General features: G+C 54.2%; 15 protein-coding genes. 11 read left to right on the top strand and 4 right to left on the bottom strand.

The window, feature by feature from the left end; all coding sequences use genetic code 11:
* The first annotated feature begins 113 nt into the window (after positions 1–113).
* Positions 114–1,469 (top strand): hypothetical protein, encoded by a 1,356-nt coding sequence (locus tag PCH05_RS16685; RefSeq protein WP_127603915.1) that lies wholly within the window; start codon positions 114–116, stop codon positions 1,467–1,469.
* A 190-nt stretch (positions 1,470–1,659) separates the two neighbouring features.
* On the opposite strand, the gene PCH05_RS16680 is transcribed toward PCH05_RS16685, so the two are convergent.
* Positions 1,660–2,967, bottom strand: coding sequence for an ADP-ribosylglycohydrolase family protein (locus PCH05_RS16680; RefSeq protein WP_127603913.1), 1,308 nt, complete (start codon positions 2,965–2,967; stop codon positions 1,660–1,662).
* Between the two features lie 91 nt (positions 2,968–3,058).
* Here PCH05_RS16680 and PCH05_RS16675 point away from each other — a divergent pair, with 91 nt between their 5' ends.
* The gene (locus PCH05_RS16675; protein ID WP_127603911.1) at positions 3,059–3,961 is read left to right on the top strand and encodes an AraC family transcriptional regulator; all 903 of its coding nucleotides are present in this window, start codon (positions 3,059–3,061) and stop codon (positions 3,959–3,961) included.
* 96 nt (positions 3,962–4,057) lie between these two features.
* On the opposite strand, the gene PCH05_RS16670 is transcribed toward PCH05_RS16675, so the two are convergent.
* Positions 4,058–5,524 (bottom strand): sulfatase family protein, encoded by a 1,467-nt coding sequence (locus tag PCH05_RS16670; protein ID WP_127603909.1) that lies wholly within the window; start codon positions 5,522–5,524, stop codon positions 4,058–4,060.
* Between the two features lie 213 nt (positions 5,525–5,737).
* On the opposite strand from PCH05_RS16670, the gene PCH05_RS16665 reads away from it, so the two are divergent.
* From PCH05_RS16665 to PCH05_RS16640, 6 genes are all read left to right on the top strand, one after another.
* Positions 5,738–6,529 carry a helix-turn-helix domain-containing protein gene (locus PCH05_RS16665; RefSeq protein ID WP_127603907.1) on the top strand — a complete coding sequence of 264 codons (792 nt, stop codon included), beginning with the start codon at positions 5,738–5,740 and terminating at the stop codon, positions 6,527–6,529.
* A 255-nt stretch (positions 6,530–6,784) separates the two neighbouring features.
* A complete protein-coding gene (locus PCH05_RS16660; RefSeq protein ID WP_246049663.1) occupies positions 6,785–8,206 on the top strand; it encodes an MFS transporter in 1,422 nt (473 codons plus the stop codon).
* Positions 8,203–9,051 (top strand): MerR family DNA-binding transcriptional regulator, encoded by an 849-nt coding sequence (locus tag PCH05_RS16655; RefSeq protein WP_127603903.1) that lies wholly within the window; start codon positions 8,203–8,205, stop codon positions 9,049–9,051. The genes PCH05_RS16660 and PCH05_RS16655 overlap by 4 nt, the downstream gene beginning before the upstream one ends.
* On the top strand, positions 9,051–10,550 hold the full coding sequence (locus PCH05_RS16650; protein ID WP_127603964.1) for a cellulase family glycosylhydrolase: 1,500 nt from the start codon (positions 9,051–9,053) through the stop codon (positions 10,548–10,550). The genes PCH05_RS16655 and PCH05_RS16650 overlap by 1 nt, the downstream gene beginning before the upstream one ends.
* 132 nt (positions 10,551–10,682) lie before the next feature.
* Positions 10,683–10,994 carry a PadR family transcriptional regulator gene (locus PCH05_RS16645; RefSeq protein WP_127603901.1) on the top strand — a complete coding sequence of 104 codons (312 nt, stop codon included), beginning with the start codon at positions 10,683–10,685 and terminating at the stop codon, positions 10,992–10,994.
* Between the two features lie 19 nt (positions 10,995–11,013).
* A complete protein-coding gene (locus PCH05_RS16640; RefSeq protein WP_127603899.1) occupies positions 11,014–11,631 on the top strand; it encodes a DUF2812 domain-containing protein in 618 nt (205 codons plus the stop codon).
* Between the two features lie 99 nt (positions 11,632–11,730).
* Here PCH05_RS16640 and PCH05_RS16635 read toward each other — a convergent pair whose 3' ends face one another.
* Together PCH05_RS16635 and PCH05_RS16630 are read right to left on the bottom strand one after the other, a co-directional pair.
* On the bottom strand, positions 11,731–12,030 hold the full coding sequence (locus tag PCH05_RS16635; protein WP_127603897.1) for a hypothetical protein: 300 nt from the start codon (positions 12,028–12,030) through the stop codon (positions 11,731–11,733).
* Positions 12,031–12,063: 33 nt separating this feature from the next.
* Complete coding sequence (locus PCH05_RS16630; protein ID WP_164766681.1) at positions 12,064–12,342, bottom strand: hypothetical protein; 279 nt, start codon at positions 12,340–12,342, stop codon at positions 12,064–12,066.
* A gap of 373 nt (positions 12,343–12,715) precedes the next feature.
* On the opposite strand from PCH05_RS16630, the gene PCH05_RS16625 reads away from it, so the two are divergent.
* The 3 genes from PCH05_RS16625 to PCH05_RS16615 all read left to right on the top strand — a co-directional run bounded on the left by PCH05_RS16625 (position 12,716) and on the right by PCH05_RS16615 (position 21,095).
* Entirely contained in the window at positions 12,716–19,528 is a 6,813-nt protein-coding gene (locus PCH05_RS16625) for an alpha-amylase family glycosyl hydrolase (protein WP_127603893.1), read from the top strand.
* A gap of 252 nt (positions 19,529–19,780) precedes the next feature.
* Entirely contained in the window at positions 19,781–20,254 is a 474-nt protein-coding gene (locus tag PCH05_RS16620; protein WP_127603891.1) for a sigma-70 family RNA polymerase sigma factor, read from the top strand.
* Entirely contained in the window at positions 20,244–21,095 is an 852-nt protein-coding gene (locus PCH05_RS16615) for an AMIN domain-containing protein (RefSeq protein WP_127603889.1), read from the top strand. Before PCH05_RS16620 ends, PCH05_RS16615 begins: the two co-directional genes overlap by 11 nt.
* The last annotated feature ends 42 nt before the right edge of the window (positions 21,096–21,137 follow it).

The raw sequence follows: 21,137 nt of genomic DNA, 5'->3' as shown, positions 1-21,137 counted from the left end.
ATGCAGGGGGGCGCGCCGAAGGTTTTGGCAGCACCGAGGTCGAATCCTAAAGTAGCATACATTTTGCTCGAAAAGGGAGATTTATGAAGAAAGCGATCGTTTATATCACTTGCATGTTGCTTATGCTGCCCGGCTGCCAGACCGGCGGTTCGGCCTCGAATCAAACGGCAGACCGCGCAGCGGCAGCGCCCGTTCGTGCATCGTCCCCGAACCAGGGCCAAGAGCGGCCGGCTCAGTCGCAGGGGAGCGCGCAGACAGAGGATGTCGTCATCTCCGATGTGGGGGCGTGGGATCATCCCGTGAAAAAAGTGTTTGCCGCTCACGGCGTGAAGCTGGGCAAGGTGGTTTTGCAGCAATCAAAAACCTATCCTGTATTTTATGTGGACATGCCGCCTTCCCTTAGCGATTCCAACAACCAAGGCGAGCTGCGCCGGCTTTTGGCGGACTTGGCGCAAGCGAATGCGTATTGGAGCTTCAGCATCGCGGATTCGGCTGGTTCGCCGCGGATCGACGTCGTATGCGACCGGAAGCGGCAGCTGGTGATGGAAACGGCCGTCGACGGCCGGAAGAAGGCCTGGACGGCATCTGAAGAAGAGCAGCGTTCAGATGAAGGCCGGGATTCCTTTGCTGCGTATGTGGCAGGTGCAAGCGCTCAAACGGTTAAACTGGATGTGCGCGCCCAGGGTGATCTGGACGGGGATGGCGCCAAGGAAAAGATCGTGACGTACCAGGAACGGAACTACGTGGTGAAGACGAAGGGTAGCGTCTACGCCATTCTAGGCGAGCTGGTCGATCCGATTGCCGGGATTGAGCATATGAACGTCAAGTTTGCGATTCAGCCGCTCACGCCCGGGAAGGAGCCTTATATCGTCGTCTATGCGGAGAATGAAGGCGAAGCCAAGGGCTTCAGCGTGTATCGGCTGATCGGGGGGCGGGTCGGCCTGGTCAAGCATAATTATCCGGATGCCACCAACCGCGGCGAGAGGCTGCTGAAGGACGTGGACGGCGACGGAGTATACGATAGCGTGTCCATCTTCGGATACGACGATCTGCAGCAGCATGTCGTCACGGTATACGAGCCGTTTAACGGCACGAAGCCCGAGGCCTGGAAAGTGGCGTACCGGAACGAAACGGGAAGCTTTGTATATCCGGAGACTGCCGAGGATGTCGTGCGCAATTGGATAGAGGACCAGATAAGCCCGGAATACTTCGGGAGCGAAATCGGCCAGTTGGCGTCGACGCCACAGGCGCGGACGTTCCCGATTGAGCAGGACCTGAATCCGAACGTCATCCATGCGTATGGAGGAGATAACGGGCTCAGCTACGAGACGCTGAGGAATGAGGAAGACTTGAAGGTCATCCGTGCTGCGATGGGCGAGGGAGAAGGGACGAGTGTTGATTTTACGCTGAACAGATCGGAGGGGAAATGGAGGATATCTGCCATCTCCGCCGTGCAGAAGCAGAATTAATAATGTATCAGGGCCGCTTCCGCATAGCAGGAGCGGCCCTTTAGACTGTCTGTGGCGGCGCACGGGCCAAGCGGGTCTTCGACAACCCGGGATAGCTCCGGTTCTTTGGTTCCTCTGCAAACGATAAGGGCCGTAGCCCGGATTCGTGCCGGTTCGATCTTGGGAAGGGGACGAGGCCGCCGCTCCCTTTTTATGCTTCGCGATGCGTTTGGTCGGCAAGCACCGTGAATCTTTCGACCAAGTCGCTAATCTTAAACTTCTCCGCCTCCATCATGTAGGTCGTTACCGTATCATGAAACGGCTTAACCCAGTGCTCGGGCACGCCGGACTTCCCTGCGATCGCGCCGGCGATGCTGCCGGCCGTCGCCGCCGTGCAGTCGTTATCCAGCCCCATTGCAACCGTCTCGGAGATGACCTTGGACACGTCGGTCCCTCCGATCATCAGGCCGAATACCGTCAGGCAGGCGTTGTTATTGGTATGCACGCCCGACATCCCTTGGAAGCGCTCATCCACTGCCGCCCGCGCTTCCTTGTAATCATGGATTCCGCTGCTGGCTTCAAGCGCCCATTCCACGTCTTTGTAGAGTTGGCAGCCTTTCGGAATCTCGGTCAGGCCGATGCGAAGCGCCTGCTCGGGATGATCGACGGCGAAGGCCGCCGATTGTGCGGCGCTGAAAAACATCTCGCCGTAGATTCCGTTCCTCCGATGGCTCAAATAAGCGTCCCGATAAGCATATTCCGCTGCCTTGGCCGGATAGGCCGGTGCCATATAAGCCCACGGGTCGGACCGGATATCCGCTCCGATCCATTGGCAGAACGGATTGTTCACGTCAGCCGCTTGCAGCGCAGGGATGCCCGCCTTCAAATTGTTCAACGCGGCTTCCTCGGCCGTACAAGCGACGGGGAGATATCTCAGCCAGCTCTCCCCCACATCTTCCGTCGTGAAATGGAGACCGTGCTCTTCGGCAATAAGCAGCCCGAGGATCGTATACGTAATGTCGTCGTCCACGGGGACCTGAGTCAAGCCCTCCAAGGTATATTCTTGGAAGGTGCTTTTGCCATAGCGAAGATCATTCGGATTTTTGATTTTGGACCAATAATGCTGCGGGGGAAACGCATCCCCGATGTATGCAGCCCATTGCTCCATGTCGCGCACGCCCCAAAATTCGACCGGCGCTCCGAGCGTGCATCCGGCAAAACGGGCGAGCATCGCGCCTTCCAGCTTCTCCTTATAGACCGCCCGGTCGAGCGATCCCCACAGTCTTCGGGGGCCTTCGGTACGCTGCGCCCGGATGGACGGGAGATCATCCGGCTCCTGCTCCCGGAGGTGGGCGTCGACCGGCAAGCCTTTTAATCTCTCGATCGTTTCCTTCATTTTGTCTTCAATGTCGCCCCAGGCAGCGGCGACGTCCCGCCCCCCGTATTCATGGGCGAGCCGCCCGTATTCGATAATTTGGCCTGCCAGCTCATGCACCTTTGGTTCCTTAGGATAAGCCATATCAAACTCCTTTCCCGGAATTAATGAATGATGTTCAAGGATAGTTTAATATAAGGAAAACATCGGTTCTGCCGAAAAAGGACTGAAAACTGTGCAAAATCGACCATCCGATTATAAAGTGGTTTCCCAGCCTTATGTGCTGCCCTCCGATTTCCCCGTCGACTGGATGAACAATTACGTTCAGGGGGATGACGAGATTACGTATCTGCACTTTCACAACTGCATTGAGATCGGCTACTGTTTCGAGGGTTCAGGGGTCTTTTTCATCGAAGACAAAGTCCTGCCTTACGCCCAGGGAGACGTGAGCATTATCTTTCCGAACCAGCTTCACCTTGCTCAGAGCTTAAAGGGAAACGTAAGCAAGTGGCATTTCTGCTTCGTTGACCCGAAGGCCCTTTTCTCGGCGGACGCGGTATCCTCCGGATTCTGGGATCGGGCCGGAAAGCAGAGTCACCCCGGGTTCTGCAACATCGTCACTTCCGATAAGCATGCCGAGGTCGTCCGGCTGACAGATAACGCAATGAAGGAGCTGGAGCGGCGTCAGCCGGGGTATGAATCGGCTGCGAAAGGATACATCTGGACCCTCCTGACGCTGATCGGCAGGCAAACGATGCTGCAAGACGAGGGGATACCCGAAGCCGCGGCGAGCAGGGCTGACCGGCACGACATGCACAAAATATCCAAAGCGCTCGAATATATTTCCCAGCACTATATGGATTCGGTCCCGGTTCAACGTTTGGCCGGGGTATGCTGCCTCAGCGTTACTCATTTCCGCCGCATTTTCCGCAAGTGCATGGGTATGGCTCCGCTGGATTATATCAACAACGTGCGCATTCAGGTCGCGGCTGCCCTGCTGTGCCATAGCGACAACAGCGTATTGGCCATTTCCGAGGAAGTTGGCTATGCGACCCTGTCCAGCTTCAACCGGCAGTTCAAGCGGGTGATGGGAGAAGCTCCGACCCGGTGGCGCACGAGAAAGAAAAATCATGCGTAATGCCTTTCAGGATGATCATCAAGGTCCTGGCATCCGAAAATAGGAAAGGGACTATCCTCACGTGATAGTCCCTTTCCTTATTCCAGCCCGCCCCGCTTAATTCCGGGTAAACTCTCCCGGATGCCGGCGCTTGAGTTCGGGCACGGCATGCCCTCTTCCGGTCTCCTCCAGCCGTTCGATGTACATCGGAAGATGTCCCTTCGCATGGTACGGCCCGCCTTCCTGGATGACCGTCCACAGCGGGTCTACGTCGAATTTCATCGTCATCATCATCTCGTCATGCCATTCGTTCAGCAAGTAGACCGCTTCCTTGCACAAATCTCTCCGTTCCTGCGCCAGATTGTTCTGCTCGTGGGCATCCTCCGCGATATGGAACAGCATTTCTTTATCGAAAAGGTGATACCCGTCATGGTATGTGCGGGTATACAGCCAGTCCCCGAACCGCACGCTGCGCTGGCATACGTGGGCGCACTGCGAGACGACCAGGTATTCTCTTCCGTCAGGATTTCCGCTGCGCAGCGTGTCGGCATAGCTGCGGCCGTCCCAGCTCTGCGCCGGTTCGACGCCCAGCATCTCCGCCATCGTCGGCACCAGGTCGAGGTGGTAGTGCAGCGAATCATCGGATATTCCCTGCTGCATGCCTGGCCACCGGATGATCATCGGGATACGGCAGGTGCCTTGGTCCGCGGTGGCGTGCTCACCGTAAATGCCGAGCTCTCCCAGGTTTTCGCCGTGGTCGGCGGTGATGATGATGACCAGGTCATCCATAATTCCTTTTTCGGTCAACCTGTTTAGAATCATTCCGATATGATCGTCCATATGCCGGACGCCGCAATCGTAACCGTCGATCATCGTCCGCAAACCTTCCATGTCCCGGATATCGCCGGGATGACGAGGGTATTTCGGCGATGTGCTGCTGTTATACATATTGATTTCGTTCGCGCCGTGGGGGCCGACCTTTTGCTTGTGGCGCTCCAGGACCTCTTCAGTGATCCAAGCCGGAAGCGGGTCGTCCTGAAACGGGTTGCCGAACGACTCCGGCGCCCGGTACGGGGTGTGCGGGTCCCAATAGTTCACGTACAGCAGCCAGTCGTCCTGTTCCGCGTTGCGTTCGATCCAGTCCAGCACGACCGGGGTAACTTCCTCGGCCGACTCCATGCCGCTCTTGCCCGTATTATAAATTTCATTGAATCCGGCATAAAAAGTCCAGGCGGAATGCCGCTCGCCAAACGGGCTTACCAATGCAGTCCGCATGCCCGCCCGGCGGAAGACCGCAGGAAAGCTCTCCGAGGTCAGTCTGTCGTGAAAATCGCGGTCCGGCCCTTCATGCCGGACGTCAGCCGCTGTCCCTCCGTGGCCGACCACGCCGTTATGGATACCGAAGCGGCCCGTCATCAGCGCCGAACGCGACGGAAAGCAAGGGGCGTCCGAGGTGTAGTACTGATCGAAGCGGACGCCCTCGGCCGCCACGCGGTCAATATGGGGCGAGGTATTCCGGTGGTATCCATAGCAGCCCAGGTGGTCCGGTCTCGTTGAATCCAAATCCAGCAGTAACACTCTCATCGTTCATTCATCCTCTCCGGATATGATTTGAAAAGCCTATGCCGTGAATTATAGGCGTGCCGCCCTTTCACCGTCGATGTACATTCATTGAATCGTTGTACATTTCCACTATGATTTTTTTGGGCTTCAGGCAGAACGATAGACCCGTGGTTTACGTGTAATCCCTGGTATGATAGGGTTTCATGTAACAGGTGAAGCGAAGAGGTGCCGAATATGATTCAAATCTTGAGTGTAAATTTCGATCAAAACATCCCCGATTGGAGAACCCAGCTTGAAACCATTCCGTACAACGTGCTCGTGGTCGTAAGGGAGGGCCGTGTGCGTTACGAGATTAATGAACAAGTTACGGACGCGGAGGCGGGGGACGTGCTGTTCATTCCCCGGGGAGCCCGGCGCGCAGGAGAGAACCTAAGCGGCATCCCCCATCAAAAGCATACCGTTTTGTTTACATGCGAGCCCGGGGCGAAGACAGGAATTCCGTTCCTGGATCAAGGGCAATTTGTCCGGTTCAGGTTATCTCCGATCGAGTACGCCTTCCACCGCTGCGACAAGCTGTACGAGGAGATGCGGGGCGGCAGAAGCTACCGCTCGATCATCTGCCTCGGCATTCTGCAGGAGCTCCTTGGCATGATTGCCCGCGAGCTGGACAAGCCGGCTCTGGCGCCTATCAAGCTGAAATATGCGGATACGATGAAGGCTTTCCTGCTGGAGCACTACCGGGAGCAGATCGAAATTACCCGGCTGGCTGCACTGATCGGCCGCTCCCCCAGTTACGCGTCCGCCGTCTTCAAGGAGGTGCACGGCCGCTCCCCGATCCGGTACATGCACCAGCTGCGGATGCTGGAAGCCTGCAGCCTGCTGCTCGGTTCGGACATGACGGTCGCCGGTATATCGCAATATCTCGGGTATTACGATACTTCGTATTTCCATCGGGTATTCAAAAAGCACTGCGGCCAGTCGCCCACGGAATACGTCGCGCAGGGTTCGGCGTCTATCGGCTGGTAAAGGGATTGCCGGAATTCTCGGTGCTGCGGCCAACGAATGCATTCGTAGGTCCATTCAACATTCATGCTGCTGCCGGATGGCTGCCGGGGCAGCCTTTTTGCGCGGAATAAAACTCGGATCAAACCCGCCTTTTTTTCGTGAAAATTATTTGCGGAAACCTCTTTAGCCTGGAGTGACTCCATCCTTTATAATATGGGCAAATCAACCAAACAGCAGGGCTCTGGCGAAGATGAAAAGCGAGGGAGGAAAGGATATTTGATCATCTTGCGGAAGATGGCAGGCTCCGTTCGCGGAGCGTTTCGTTTTACCGGCACCGGTCTGACCCTGAAACAGAAATGGCAGTTGGCCCTGCCGGGCCCCATTCTGTCTGTCGGCGGCGTACTCATTCATAACGTGTTCATCAAGTATTACACCGACATGATCGGGCTGAGTCCTACCTATGTAGGCTGGGTGTACATCATCTACAACATTTGGAACGCCTTGAACGACCCGATGATCGGCGTCTGGATCGACAAAATGAGGAATCGCCCGAACCGCGGCAAATACGTCTATCTGATGCGCGTGACGGTTCCTTTCATGATCGTGTCCTCCTTCCTCATGATGCTATCCAGTACGGACTGGAGCCAGTGGCTTATTTTCCTGCTGTACACGGTGGAGCTGTTTATATACGACACAGCCGCAACCGCTTACAGCGTGGCGTATCAATCCTACACGCTGATCGCGGCCCCCACCAAGGAAGAGCGTGTTGACGTCAACATTATTCAGAACTACATCTCGCAGGCGATGTCCTTTCTGATTACGCTGATCCCCACCCTGCTCCTGGTTGGAGACGGGAGGCGCGAGATCATTATTCCGATTTTTACAGCGGTCATTGCAGCGGAAACGATATTTTTTGTGCTGGCCCTGCGCGGACTTCCGGATGATGCCCATATGCATGAAACGCTGCAGCATCAGCCGCTGAACCGGCGTGAAATGTGGAAGGAAGCATGGCATATCATCAAATCACGTCCCTTCCTTACCTATGTAATCTACTCCATCGTTACGCTGGGTCCCATCGGATTCTACTTTACGCCTTATCTTTACTACATGGATGATGTGCTTAATGTGGACGGCTTGACGGCGACGGTGGTGGATGTCAGTACGCACGTGACTGCGCTGATATTTTTGCCTGTCATAGGGTACATCGTGAAAACGTTCGGCACGAAAAAAAGCGTGTACCTGGGAACGGGCTTTGCGGTGCTGGGTTACGGCGGCATTTTCCTCGCGGACAATATTTGGGCGGCTGCCTTTTCTTATGTACTGATCGTGTTCACGGTCAATTATTTCCGGACTGCGACCTCGCAGGTCGGGGCGCTGCTGATCGATGAGAACGAACGTGTGACGGGGGTGCGGAAAACGGGGCTGTTCAATGGGTTGTTCTCCATCTTCATTATCGCCTTCTCCAGCCTGCAAACCGTGGTCTTCATGGGCGTTATCGGGGCATTCGGTTATAACGGCTTGGCGGAAACGCAGAGTGACTCCGCGGTGCTGGGCATCCGGGTGGCGACCGGTCTGATTCCCCTGGTCACCGTATTCATCGGCCTTATTCCGATGGCGCTGTATCCTTTCGACAAGCACAAGGAAGAGGAAATTTCCGCTTTCAGCAACTATGCCCGCAGAGGAGGCCCGAAGGCATGAATCATGCCATGCTTAAACTGAAATTCACGATCGGCGAGGTATCAAAAATTCTGGATATGCCCATCGATACCCTGCGCTATTATGACAAGATCGGTCTGCTCCCTCCCGGAGAACGGGACGACAACGGTTACCGTTACTATGATCTCGAGCAATTCGATGCTTTGATCACCATCCGGATGCTGCGGGCGATGGATGTGCCGATCGAGCGGATCCAGTCGCTCCTGACGAGCGACAGCCTGGATGACGTGCGCCGTCTGATTGCCGACAAGAGGCAGGATATCAGCCGCCAGCTCGCGTTTCTGAAGCGGCTCTCGCGCAAGCTGGACGTGCTGGATGAACAACTGCGCCGCTTCGAGGACACGGATATGATCGAGCTGGTGAAAAGAAGTCCGTATTGGGTGCTCCTCACCGACTCTGTCATGGAAAGCGGGGATAAAAAGCTCGGAAACCGGGTACAGGAGCAGGTGCGCAGCATCAGCGCCGATCAGGAATGGCTGGCCTTTTGCCATATTATATCGGTCGTATCGCAGGAAAATCTGGCGTCAGGACAGTATCACAGCTATTTGAACAACGGCATCCTTTCGACATTTCCGATGGAGGAAGCCGGGGCGTTCCAGGAGCTGCCACCCTGTTATTGCGCAAGAAAATGCGTCATGATCGGGAAGGAGGGCTATGCCGAGCTGGATCAACATTACGATCAGATGAAGGCGTTTATCCACCGGAGAGGTCTTCGCATAGACGGCCATTCCCTGGAAATCAATCTCTATAACCAATACAACAAGCATTATATCGAACTCTATATCCCGGTTGCCGAAGCCGGGGAAACGGGAGGGGAAGATCAGTGATGAAGAAGCTCATGACGGACGGACGGCGGTTTGTGAATGAAGAGGGACAGCAGGTGATCTTGAGCGGTGTGAACCTGGTCTGCAAGGAGAAGGAAAAGGGCTATGTGACGCCTTGTGACAAAGGGCTGTTTGCCTGGTTTCATGAGCAGGGCTTTAACGTGATTCGCCTTGGCTTGACTTGGGATGGCGTGGAACCTGCGCCGGGTGTATACGACGATGCTTATTTAAGCCGGATCAAGCGGCAGATCCGCTGGGCGGAGCAGCATGACATCTACGTCTTCCTGGATATGCACCAGGATTTGTACAGCTCTCTTTTTGGCGACGGTGCGCCGCCATGGGCGACCCTTACGGACGATCTCCCTCATGTGACGGGGAGTTTGTGGAGCGATGCATACCTGGAGAGTCCTGCGGTGAACCGGTCGCTGGATCATTTTTGGGCGAATACGCCGGCTTCGGACGGCATTGGTCTCCAGGATCATTATGCGGCGATGTGGACGCATGCGGCTGCCTTTTTTGCGGATTGCAGCAATGTCATCGGCTACGACATGATGAATGAGCCTTATCCCGGCACACAGGGACAGGAGGTGTTCGGCAGTCTCATTGCCGCCTACGCCCGGGAAACGAAGGGTCTTTCTGAAGCGGAAACGGAAACGGCGACGGAGGCATTGGCGGGGTTATGGTTCGATGAGGAACAGAAGCAGGAAGTGCTCGCAGGCATGGCGGATATGGCCGTATACGGCAAGCTGGTGGACAGCGCCAAGGAGGCGTCGCAGCGGTTCGAGCGGGATGTGCTGGCGCCCTTCTTCGGCAAAACCGCGGCGGCGATCCGTACGGCCGCTGCGGATGGATTTCTGATGCTGGAGACGAGCTATTTTTCCAATATGGGCGTGGAGTCAGGCCTGACGCTGGCAAGCGGGGACGAAGGCGTGTTTCCGGGACAGGTTTTTGTTCCTCACGGCTACGATCTGGTAGTGGACACGGAGCATTACGAGATCTATAACCCGGCGCGCGTGGAGCTCATTTTCAAGACGCACCGCAACGTGCAGGAACGATTGAACATTCCCGTTCTCATTGGCGAGTGGGGGGCTTTTTCGAATCACCCGGCCACGGCGGCACTGGCGCGGCAGCTGATTGCCATATTCGAGAAATACCTATGGAGCAATACGTACTGGTGCTGGTGCGACGGCTTCCGGGAGTCCCCGTATAGTCCGGTGCTGCAGCGCGCGTATCCGCAGGCTGTCGGCGGCGTGCTTGAAGGCTATCATTATGATTATGACACCGAAACATTCACCATGGAGTTCATTCCGTCGGGCCGCGAAACGGTGATTTATCACCCCCAAGCGGCGCTGCTCGGAGACGGACGGATTCATGCGGCCGGAGCTAGCGGCTTCGAGATGGAGATTCGTCCGTATCCAGGCTCGGATAGCGGGCTTATCGTGCTCGACATTCCTCAGAGCGACAAGCGTGTATCCTTGCGTGTGGACGCAGCGGCGAAGTAAGTCTGGTGGTATGGGCCAAAGCCTTAGAAGGTTTTGGCCTTTTTTCTATTGCAATATACAGTCTGACTATATATAGTATAACTATACAGTGATGCGATATAAAGCGGCGCTGGATAAAAGGAGGCTTTTATTTTGAACAGGGACAAAAATTTGCCGCTGACCGAAACGGTTTATTATATACTGCTCGCATTGCTCGAACCCGCGCACGGATATTTGATTATGCAAAAAGTGGAGGAGCTGAGCGCCGGCCAGGTGCGGATGGCTGCCGGTACGCTTTATGGGGCCGTGGAGAATCTGCTGAAGCAGAAATTCATCATGCCGGTTCACAGCGAGGACAGCCGCCGTAAGGTGTACGTCATCACGGACGGGGGACGGGAGATACTGCGGCAGGATTATGAACGTATGCGCCACATGCTGGACATGACAAGTACGATAATGGGATAAAAACAGGGGAGCGACCGACATGAAAAAAATGAAGTTTTTTACGAACTTTGACCATGAGGAACAATGGCTCAACGAAATGGCCAGGCAGGGATACGTATTGGTGGGGAAATCGATAGCCTACGAGTTTGTGCACACGCAGCCGGAGGAGACGAACTTTCGCATCGATTACCGCAGCTTTACAAGCCGGCGGGATTTCGAAGATTACAAGGCGTTGTTTGAGGATAGCGGATGGATACATGTCGCAGGGACAAAGAGCTCAGGCTCCCAATACTTTAAACGAACCGGTGCACAGGGGAGCGAGGATATTTTCTCCGACGTCGATTCCAAGGCGGCGCGGTACAAGCGGATTTCGGATATGTGGCTGTCGCTGGCCTGCTGCTTCATCCCGCTGTTTGCCGTGTTGATCTCCACGGATGCAATTGACGTGACGGCGTTTATTAAGCCTAAGCTGCTCTATTACACGCCGGGGCTGTGGGATATGAGCGGGGGACATTTTTGGCGGGCCTTTCTGTTTGAAACGCCGTTTGCCTTCCTAAGGGGTTTTACCTGGCTGTTGATTCCGGCCATGATTCTGATCTATGCAATTTTTGCTTATAAGGCCAAGAAACAGTATGAGAAAACGCAGCAGTTGCGGTAGACGTCCGAATGCTTCTGCCAAAGTGTAAAAGCTTCCCTGGAACCGCAGTTCCGGTGGAAGCTTTTTTGGTGTTTCATTCAGCGGCGGCTCAGCGGCATGTTATACGATGATAAACATGAGAACGAGTACGAGCAGCCATACCAAGGCTAAATTGGCAATAATGTAAGCCCACTTGTAGGAGCTTCGATGATAGAACACCCAGCACAGCAGCGACAGGATCGGCCACAGCGGATAGCTCATGATCGTGAATGCGATGGCATACGTGCCCCAATAGTGATAGGAGCTGGGCGCATCGAATAAGAACACGGACATATACAGCATGATGGGATACAAAAAAAGGGTCAATCCATACAGGATGTTCAGCGTAAGCAAAATCGCAAATGCCGTCGGGTTTTTCAAGCGGAAGCTCTCTCCTATTCGTTGGTAATACCTTTATTCAAGCGCGAGGGACGTATAGATATACCCGACATACAGAAGCACCGGGATGCTGATTCCTATCATTAGACTTACATACAGCCAGGGCGAACGAAGCGTGCTCTTCAAGTCTTGGTAGGATTGGTCCTTCATCTGCTGCAGCTGAATCTGACTGGAAAATTCGTCCAGCCATTCATGTGCCTGATCCTCGGGGAGCGCGGACAGATCATTCCATAATCTCTCATGCTTTCTCCGAAGTTCTTCATCTTCTTCTCTTGCCTCCATGTGATCGGTCACAGGCTCACCTCTTTAATTATCGGAAAATATTCAGCTTACTGTATATAACATGAATCCTGCTCTTAAAGTTACATCTTCATCTTCGGATTTTCTTAACGTCGAATCAAACCTATTCTTGTCAAACGATTGCACAAGATTTCAGGTGGATTTTCTACATCAAGAGAGAATTTTAATTAAAGAGTAAAATAGGTATAAAATATAAGAAATGAGTACGCTTTCAATTGACGATAAAGCGTTTTCATAATATGATGAGATCAGTTTCCAATAATAACCTAACCAATGCACGCAGTGAGAGGAGGACGGTTGTTTCTGTTAGTGCAAACGTTTGCTCAACTGGGTATAAGCTTTGATTGATTTTATAAGGAGGCCTTATATGCGTTCTAAGAGAAGAGGGCATTTACGTCTGACCGCTCTTCTGTCAGCTTTATTGATGGTTGTACAGATGATTGCCGGATCGTTCAGCCCGATATTTGCCGATGCAGCGGCAGAAACGAGCAAGTCTACCTACGCGGAGCAGGGGAAAATCTATTTTCAGCTTCCGAAATCTTCAGTTCACGTTATAGCGGTCGGTACATCGGAGAGCTGGAAAGGAACGGCGGAGTTAACCGATCAGGAGAATGACGGTACTTATACAGCAGAAATCCAAGGCTTGCAGGCTGGAGGGGAATACGCCTACCACCTTGAGGTAAACGGCATGAAGCCTGGCGAGCCGGATCTGACGGCTAAAGCCGATGACCAGGGTACGCTGCATCTTGCTTATACGCCTGCTTTCTCCGTAACGGGAAGCTTTGACCCGACAGGTGAAGCTCATCGGCTCACCTTATCTGATGGGTTGTATGCGTATAATACCGAAACCCTTTCGAACGCAGCCTATACATACTCCTTTATGGCTTCCGCGGAAGGGTATGCGGATATCCGCTTTTTGGATCCGGGTAATGCCGCGGTAGACGGGACAGATAATGTGATCACTGTGAGCGAGCCGGACGCGCAGCCGAAGGCGGCTGGCGGCAGTGCCGGTCTTCAGCCGGATGAGCTTGTCGAGCAGCCGGGAGGTGCTTCCAAGTGGGTTGTGGCGGGCAGCTTTCAAGGCTGGAACAATACTTCCGAGGATACGAGGCTCAAGCATCTGACAGGAGACTTCTATGAGTTCTCCACGGTCCTTTCAGCGGGCCATCATGAATTCAAGATCGTTAGGAACGGAAACTGGGATGACAGTTTTTCCAATAACGGAAATAATTTTGCCTTTGATCTGACGACGCCTGCAAAGGTCAATTTTTATGTCAATGAGAAGCTTCGCCAGGCCCGGATCAATATTCCGGGAGTACAGGGCTTGCCGCAGTACACGCCAAAGCTGGCGGAAGCGCAGTGGCCAAGGCTGGTCGGCGACATTCAGCCGGTGTTCGGCGAGCCGATGTGGTCGCCTTCTGATGCGAAGCAGATGTTCGTCGATACGAATTTTGACGGCTCCGTGTACGAGCTTCAACGTTCGGTCCCGGCCGGAAATTACCAGATGAAAGTGGTGCTGGGGGATAGCTGGGACGAGGGTGTTCTTAACTATGGGGACAGCAGCCGCAATAACTTTGCACTGAATACGCTGGATCCTGCCGATGTCATTTTCTCGATCGATTTAAGCGCTGAGAAGCCGGAGCTAAGAACCAATTATAAGCCTGCCGATGCTTCCTTTGACGGGAAGATTAACAAGAGCAAGCTGTATTTCGACTCGCGCTCAATCACGTACAAGAAGCCCTTTGGTGCTATTAAAGAGAGGGAAGCCGATTTGACGCTCCGTATTGCTGCGGAATCCGGCGATCTGCAAGCGGCTCGAGTGGAGCTGACGAACCCTGGCGGTCTCTCCACAGCCTACGACATGCATGTAGCAACCTCTTTTGGCGGTCAGGATTATTGGGAGATTACGATTCCCAAAACGGCCTTTCAAGGCATCGGGATTTGGAATTACAAGTTTATCCTGATCGACGGGATGACCAAGGTGGAGTACGGGGATGACAATACGCGCGGTGGCATAGGCACAACTGCGGATGAAGGCGTTCTTCCCTATGATCTGACCGTGTATAAGAGCGATTTTGTGACTCCCGACTGGATGAAGAATGCCGTTGTTTATCAGATATTCCCGGACCGCTTTCTGGATGGTGATCCAACCAACAACCGGGCCAAGATCGTGGACGGATACCGCGGAGGAGCCCTGCCGGGCGAAACCATGACCGCCAAGAACGGGCATAAGCTGCAGTTCTTCGATGGTGGGGTATCCAATGACCCCGTACCTCAGGATGTGGCGGGAAGGTGGCAGGACGTTCCGGAAAATCCGGATCGCGTGCTGCCGGAGAATAAACCTTATTATCCGGATGCCAAATCGGATGGAATCTGGACCAACGAATTTTACGGCGGGGACATACAAGGCGTTGGCCAAAAGCTGGACTACCTGAAAGCACTTGGCGTCAATGTTATCTACTTCAACCCCGTCGCATGGGCAGCCTCCAATCACAAATACGATGCGACCGATTACAAGCACCTGGATCCGATGTTCGGCAAACCGGTGTACAACGAGCCGGGTGATCCGACCTCGGGTCTCAATTACGAACAGACGCGTGCGGCCTCCGACCGGGTATTTACCGATTTCGCGAAGCAGGCGCGCGCCAAAGGCATGAAACTCATCGTGGACGGGGTTTTCAATCACGTCGGCGACGATTCCATCTACTTTGACCGTTATGAAAAGTATCCGGAGATTGGTGCTTACGAATATTGGTCCAAGGTATACGACAAAATGAATGCCGATTCCAGCCTGAGCCAGGCGAAGGCGGAGCAGGAGGTCATCGCCTCCTTTACCTCACAGGTGAATCCGGCTACCGGCCAACATTATGCTTACCCGGAGGACTTCGATTTTACCAAATGGTTCAAGGTCACCAACGAAAAGGTCGATGGCCATTACAAATACGAAGGCTGGTGGGGATATGATTCCCTTCCCGTCATTGACGCGCCGGAACCGGCGGCCGGTGATACGGAGGGTCTGTCGGGCAATCATGAATGGAACGTGCAGGGCTACCGTGATCAGGTCATTGGGCATGATCTGAGCGGTTTAGCGGATGAGCAAGCGGACAAGCAGATGCAGGAAGCCAATTCCCAGCGCTGGGAGTGGCTCGGAGCCCGCGGCTGGCGGCTGGATGTTGCTCCGGACGTGTCCTCGGGGACCTGGGAACAGTTTCGGAAAGCGGTGAAGTCAACGGCAGGCCGATCCGACAGCAACGGTGAAACGATCGATGATCCGATTATTCTCGGCGAAGAGTGGGGCGTGGCGACCAAGTTCCTGCTCGGAGACCAGTTCGACTCGGTCATGAACTACCGTTTCCGCAACGCATTGCAAACGTTTGTCTTGAATGGGAATGCGACTCAGTTTAATGATGCGCTGGAATCCATCCGTGAAGATTATCCTGAAGAAGCATGGGAAGTCATGCTGAATCTCGTCGATTCGCATGACACGATCCGGTCGATTACGAAATATGATCAACCTACATGGGAAGAAGAGCATTTGAAAATAGCTCCAAGCGCGTCGCCTGAGGCGATCAGGATGCAGGCGCTGACGGCGATTTTCCAAATGAGCTATCCTGGAGCGCCAACGATTTACTATGGTGATGAGGTGGGGCTCGAGGGAACAAAAGATCCTGACTCCCGTCGAACCTTCCCTTGGGAACGCGTAAGCGGCTCGGATGGAAGCTATGCCGGAAATGGCCTGTACGCGTCGTTATTCGCTACGTACCAAAAAGCAGCGCATATTCGCAATGACAATGAAGCTTTCCGTACCGGCGCATTGAAGGTGGCATACGATAAAGGCGACGTGATTGCTTATGCAAGGAAAACGGATACGCAGGCAGGATTGGTTGTCATCAACCGCGGCAGCAGTGATACGACCGTAAGTCTCGATGTAGCGGGCTTTCTGCCGTCGGGCATCAGCCTGACCGACCAGCTGGGAAGCGGAACGAAGGTCCACATCGAGAATGGAAAAGCGGCCTTGACGGTCCAAGCAATGAGCGGACTGATGATGACCTCGGATGGAGCATTGGAGGCTGTGTCTTCCGTGAAGAACGTGCAGGCACAAGCAGGCAACCAGACCGTTACACTGACGTGGGATGCTGTTCCTGACGCTAACGGATATCATGTATACCGCGCCCCAATCGAAGGTGGAACACTCGAGCAGATAGGAGTGGCTACCGACACCATCTGGAACGATACGAACGTTCAAAACGGCACCAAATATTACTATGCGGTCACAGCGGTTACGAATCAGGGAGAAAGCAGCTTGAGCGAATATGCATCGGCAACGCCATCGTATCCTATATCCTCGGTAGAGATCACTCAGCAGTCCAGCGCTGTTACACTTGGGGCAGGAAATAAAACTTCGCAAATTCAAGTAACTATGGACATCCCGGGGTTATCCGATGATAAGGCTTTAGCCGGAAAAGAGATGCCCGGCATCACTGCGAAGCTGCTCTTCTATAAGGAGGATACGGATCCGGCGGATGCGGATGAGACGAAGCTGCGTTACTTGAAGGATGACGGGGACAAAAAAGTCTACTGGGCCGCTTTTGAGCCGACGGAAATGGGACCATATGATTACTTCGCCAAGGTGTCTACCGATCATGGGGAGCACTATACCGCATCGGCGCAGGCAACTGTTGCCGTGCATGCAGATCCGGGCGATATGATTCCACCAAATCCTCCGGTTCTGGCTGCGATCAATACGGAATCGAGCCGTGCGCAGCTGGAATGGACGGCTGAAGGCGAAGACATCTACAATTTTGAAATTTACCGGAAACAGGATGAGGGGAATTATAAAAAGCTTGCCGTTCTCGGGGCGGCGGCCCGATCCTTCATTGACTATACGGTAAGCAATGATACCCAATACACCTATAAGGTTGCCGCTGTAGACGCTTCCTATAACCGTGCGGAATCGGCCGAACAGAGCGTGACGCCGAAGCTCGTCATGGTGGATGTTAAACTGCGCCTGCATCTGCCGAGCTATACGCCGGTACAGGATGATATTTATATTGCAGGTGATTTTAACGGGTGGAACCAAGCTGGCGGCAAGCTGAACGTTCCGAGCGGGGCGACCACCCGCGATGTGGTGGAATACAGCTTCAAAATGATGGCAGGCAAAGCAATTCAATATAAATATACGCGCGGAACCTGGGCGACGGAAGCGCTGACTTCCCACGCCCGCCTGGCTGACGATTCAACGGATATGAGCAATTATGCGTATTCCTCAGAGAATACGAATATGAAGCTGACGATTCAGAACCAGGGCGGCAACAAGATGACCATCGACGATTACGTTCTCCGCTGGGTGGATATGCCGATGATTATTACGCTGCCGCGCACATCTTACGGGGATCCGATCGCTTATGAAACGGAAGAAGCCCAGTTTACTCTCAAGGCTAACGTACCGTATGGCTCGATTGTGACCATCAATGGACAGCCGATACCTGCGGGTACGTTGGATTCCAAAGGAAACGTGCAGGTCACGGACATACCGCTGGCGCCGGGTCTTAACCGTTTCAGTGTACACGCCGAACCAAGTGCGGAAACATTGAACCTGCCTTGGTATGAAGATCCGGGACGCGCATCCAAGGCGACCAAAACAATTGAGCTGGCGATCCATCGTACAAGCAGCGGGGTGGATCCGGGAACGGTACCAGTCACGGGCGTAACGCTCGAGCCCCCTATGCTGAATTTAACGGCTGGCGGGAAGACGGGACAACTCATCGCTGCTGTGCAGCCTGCAGGAGCATCCGATCAAGAGGTGGCCTTCTCGTCCAGCGACGATTCCGTCGCCAAGGTAAGTGCGGACGGAACGGTCACGCCGCTCAAAGCAGGAACCGCCATGATTACGGTTACGACCCATGACGGTCATTATCAAGCTCAAAGCACCGTAGTCGTGTCCCGGAAGGACGGGGGCGACGGAAATGGCAATGGTCAGGATGGAAGCGGCACGATCGGAGGCACCGGCAGTTCGCAGGGGCATCAAGGCAGCGGCACAGCCTCGCCGGGTAACGGTAAGGCTGGCACTACGTTTACCATTGCGCAAATCAAGGAAGCCATGAGCTCCCAAAGCGGATTGACTGTGACCTTAGATGCCGGTGATGCGGCAATGGTATACCTGCCGCTGCAGACGGCGGAACTTCTGCAAGGAAAATCGCTGCAGCTGAAGCATGGAAGCGATGCGCTGACCCTGCCGGCAGTGGTCCTGGAGCAGCTTGCGGCATCCGCCTCCCAAACAACGGGACTCCAGATGGCTGTGCAGATGGAACCGCTGAGCAAGCAGACAGCAGCAGATCTGCTGAGTCGCGCGGGCAGCATGGTTCATGCCAGCCTAACCCAAGCCTCCGCCATTTACGACTTCAAGCTGCTGCTGATCGATTCTGGCGGCAAGGTCGTGAAAGAAATCAGCGAATTCGGCAAGCCGCTGCTGCTCACCCTTCAGGTCAACCGTCAAGCCAGTCAGGGTCATCTTTTCTTATACTGTCTGAAAGATGACGGCAAGATCGAATTCATTGACGGCAAGCTGGATGCGAACGGTACCATGACAGCGGAGCTTCAGCATTTTTCAAAGTATGCCGTAGTGGAATTCAATAAGAAGTTTTTGGATGTGCCTGCGGATCATTGGGCTTCGGCAGCGGTGTCATACCTTGCTGCGAAGCAGATTCTTACCGGCACAGCGGAGGATCGCTTTGAGCCAAGCCGCAGCGTTACACGGGCGGAATTCGCTGCGCTAATCGCGCGCGCGTTAGAATTAAAAGCACAGCATTCCGCATTGTTTACGGATGTATCTGCCGATCAATGGTATGCAGAGGCTGTGGCGGCGGCGAACGAGGCAGGCATTGTTAAGGGCCGCTCGCAGACCGTTTTTGCGCCGGAAGCCCCCATCACACGGGAAGAAATGGCGGTCATGCTGATGCGGGCTTATGAGGTGAAGAATCATATTCTGCCTGAGAAAGCGGAAATAAGCCTTCCATTTACCGATGCGTCACGAATCAACGATTGGGCGCGCGATGCCGTTCAGCAGGCTGTTCAACTGAAGCTGCTGACCGGTGACGGCAGCCAGTACAAGCCGCTGGGGAAAGCCACCCGGGCGGAGAGCGCCCAGGTGATCTATAAGCTTCTTACATCCAAGTCATAAAGCATGGCAAGAAAAAGCAGCTTCGGCCCACGGATATGTGGCCGGGCTGCTTTTTGTATATGATATTCACGATAGGAAAATATACCTTGAAACTTTTTCGCGGACTCCTCAGTCTAACGGGCATAGCAGCATTCATAGACGTCTTCGAACCAGAGAGGAAGCCGTGTTTATCTGAATGCTTGGTGCAACAACCAGGGGGTGAGGATACTGAAAGAACATACGGGATTATCGGAACAGCAGTTCAGCGAGCGCATGGAATTATGCAAAGAGAAGCTGTACCGATTCGCTTACTGCTACGTTAAGAACGAACAGGAGGCTTTGGAGATCGTATCTGAAGCAACGTACAAAGCCTATCTGTCTTTGAAGAAAATGAAGAATCCGGAATATTTCGAAACCTGGATCAGCCGGATCGTGATCAACTGCGCGCTGGATCATATGCGGAAAAAGAAAAGGTACACCTATATGGAGGATGGGGGAGGAGAGCTGCCTGCGAAGGAAGCGCCGATTTCCCTGGAGGAAAAGTGGGATCTGTATGAGGCGCTCGATCAGCTGCCGCCGGAGGAGCGGGCGTTCATCATTCTGAAGTATTTTGAGGACCGGCGTTTCAAGGACATGGCCGAAGTGCTGTCCCTACCGGAAAATACCGTCAAAACGAAGCTGTACCGGATCCTCGATAAATTAAAAAAACATTTGAAGAAGGAAGAGGTGGTCTCCCATGACAGGTAAAGAACGTTATGACAACATCCAGATACCCGGGAGCCTATCCGGTGTCATGCAGGAAGCCGTGCGGCGGGGACGGACCCATCGCAGGAAAATGAGACTGCTGCGCGGCTCGTCCATCCTGGTCGCGGCCTGTGCAGCGTTGATGATTACCGTTAACGTGCCGGGCGTCGCGATGGCCTTATCCGACGTGCCGGTCGTCGGCTCGATCGTCAAGGTACTGCAGGTAGGCGGCGGGGGGGAGCGCACGGACGGCGTCTCCGTCACGACTACGGTGCAGGAGAATACGCTGAACATCCATTTCAGCATCGATGGAGCAGAGACTTCAAGCGCTCCCGCATACACGGTGGATCGCAAGGAAGCACCCAACCGTCTGATCTTTACCTTTAACGGGGTCCGGAATCTGGACGGGGAGAAGCTGAAGCAGGACATCCGCGCGCTTTCGAACGTGAAGGACGTCTACAACAACGTCGTTCTTGATGATTCCTCCATCCGGTTTGTCGTGCAGCTGAAGGACAACGTTGATTATTCCGTTTCGGAGTACCAGAAGCCCGGCTTCATTCAGCTGAAGCTGTTCGGCGCGGCAGCCCGGCAAAAGCCGCATGAGGTGTATTATGTGCGCAGCCAGGAAATGGAGCTCGGCGAGACGCTGGGCATGCTCGACGAGCAGTATGCCGGAGACGGCAGCACGATCATCAAGACGAAGAGCGGCCAATACGTCGTCGCGCTCGGCGGGTTTGAGACGAAGCAGGAAGCGGAGCAGTTGCTCGGCAAGCTAGTCGCCCGCGGGGATTACGGCGAGCCGCTTCAGGTGGACGGCTGGATGAGCAATGAAAATCCGAAGTAACCATACATGTTGAGAAAGGAAATTGAGGAGTGTCTCCAAGGC

The organism is Paenibacillus chibensis, from assembly GCF_004001045.1.
In the GTDB taxonomy this organism is placed as follows: domain Bacteria; phylum Bacillota; class Bacilli; order Paenibacillales; family Paenibacillaceae; genus Paenibacillus_AQ; species Paenibacillus_AQ chibensis.
The sequence above is the reverse complement of the archived record's forward strand: the minus strand, read 5'-3'. Positions and strand labels throughout refer to the sequence as shown.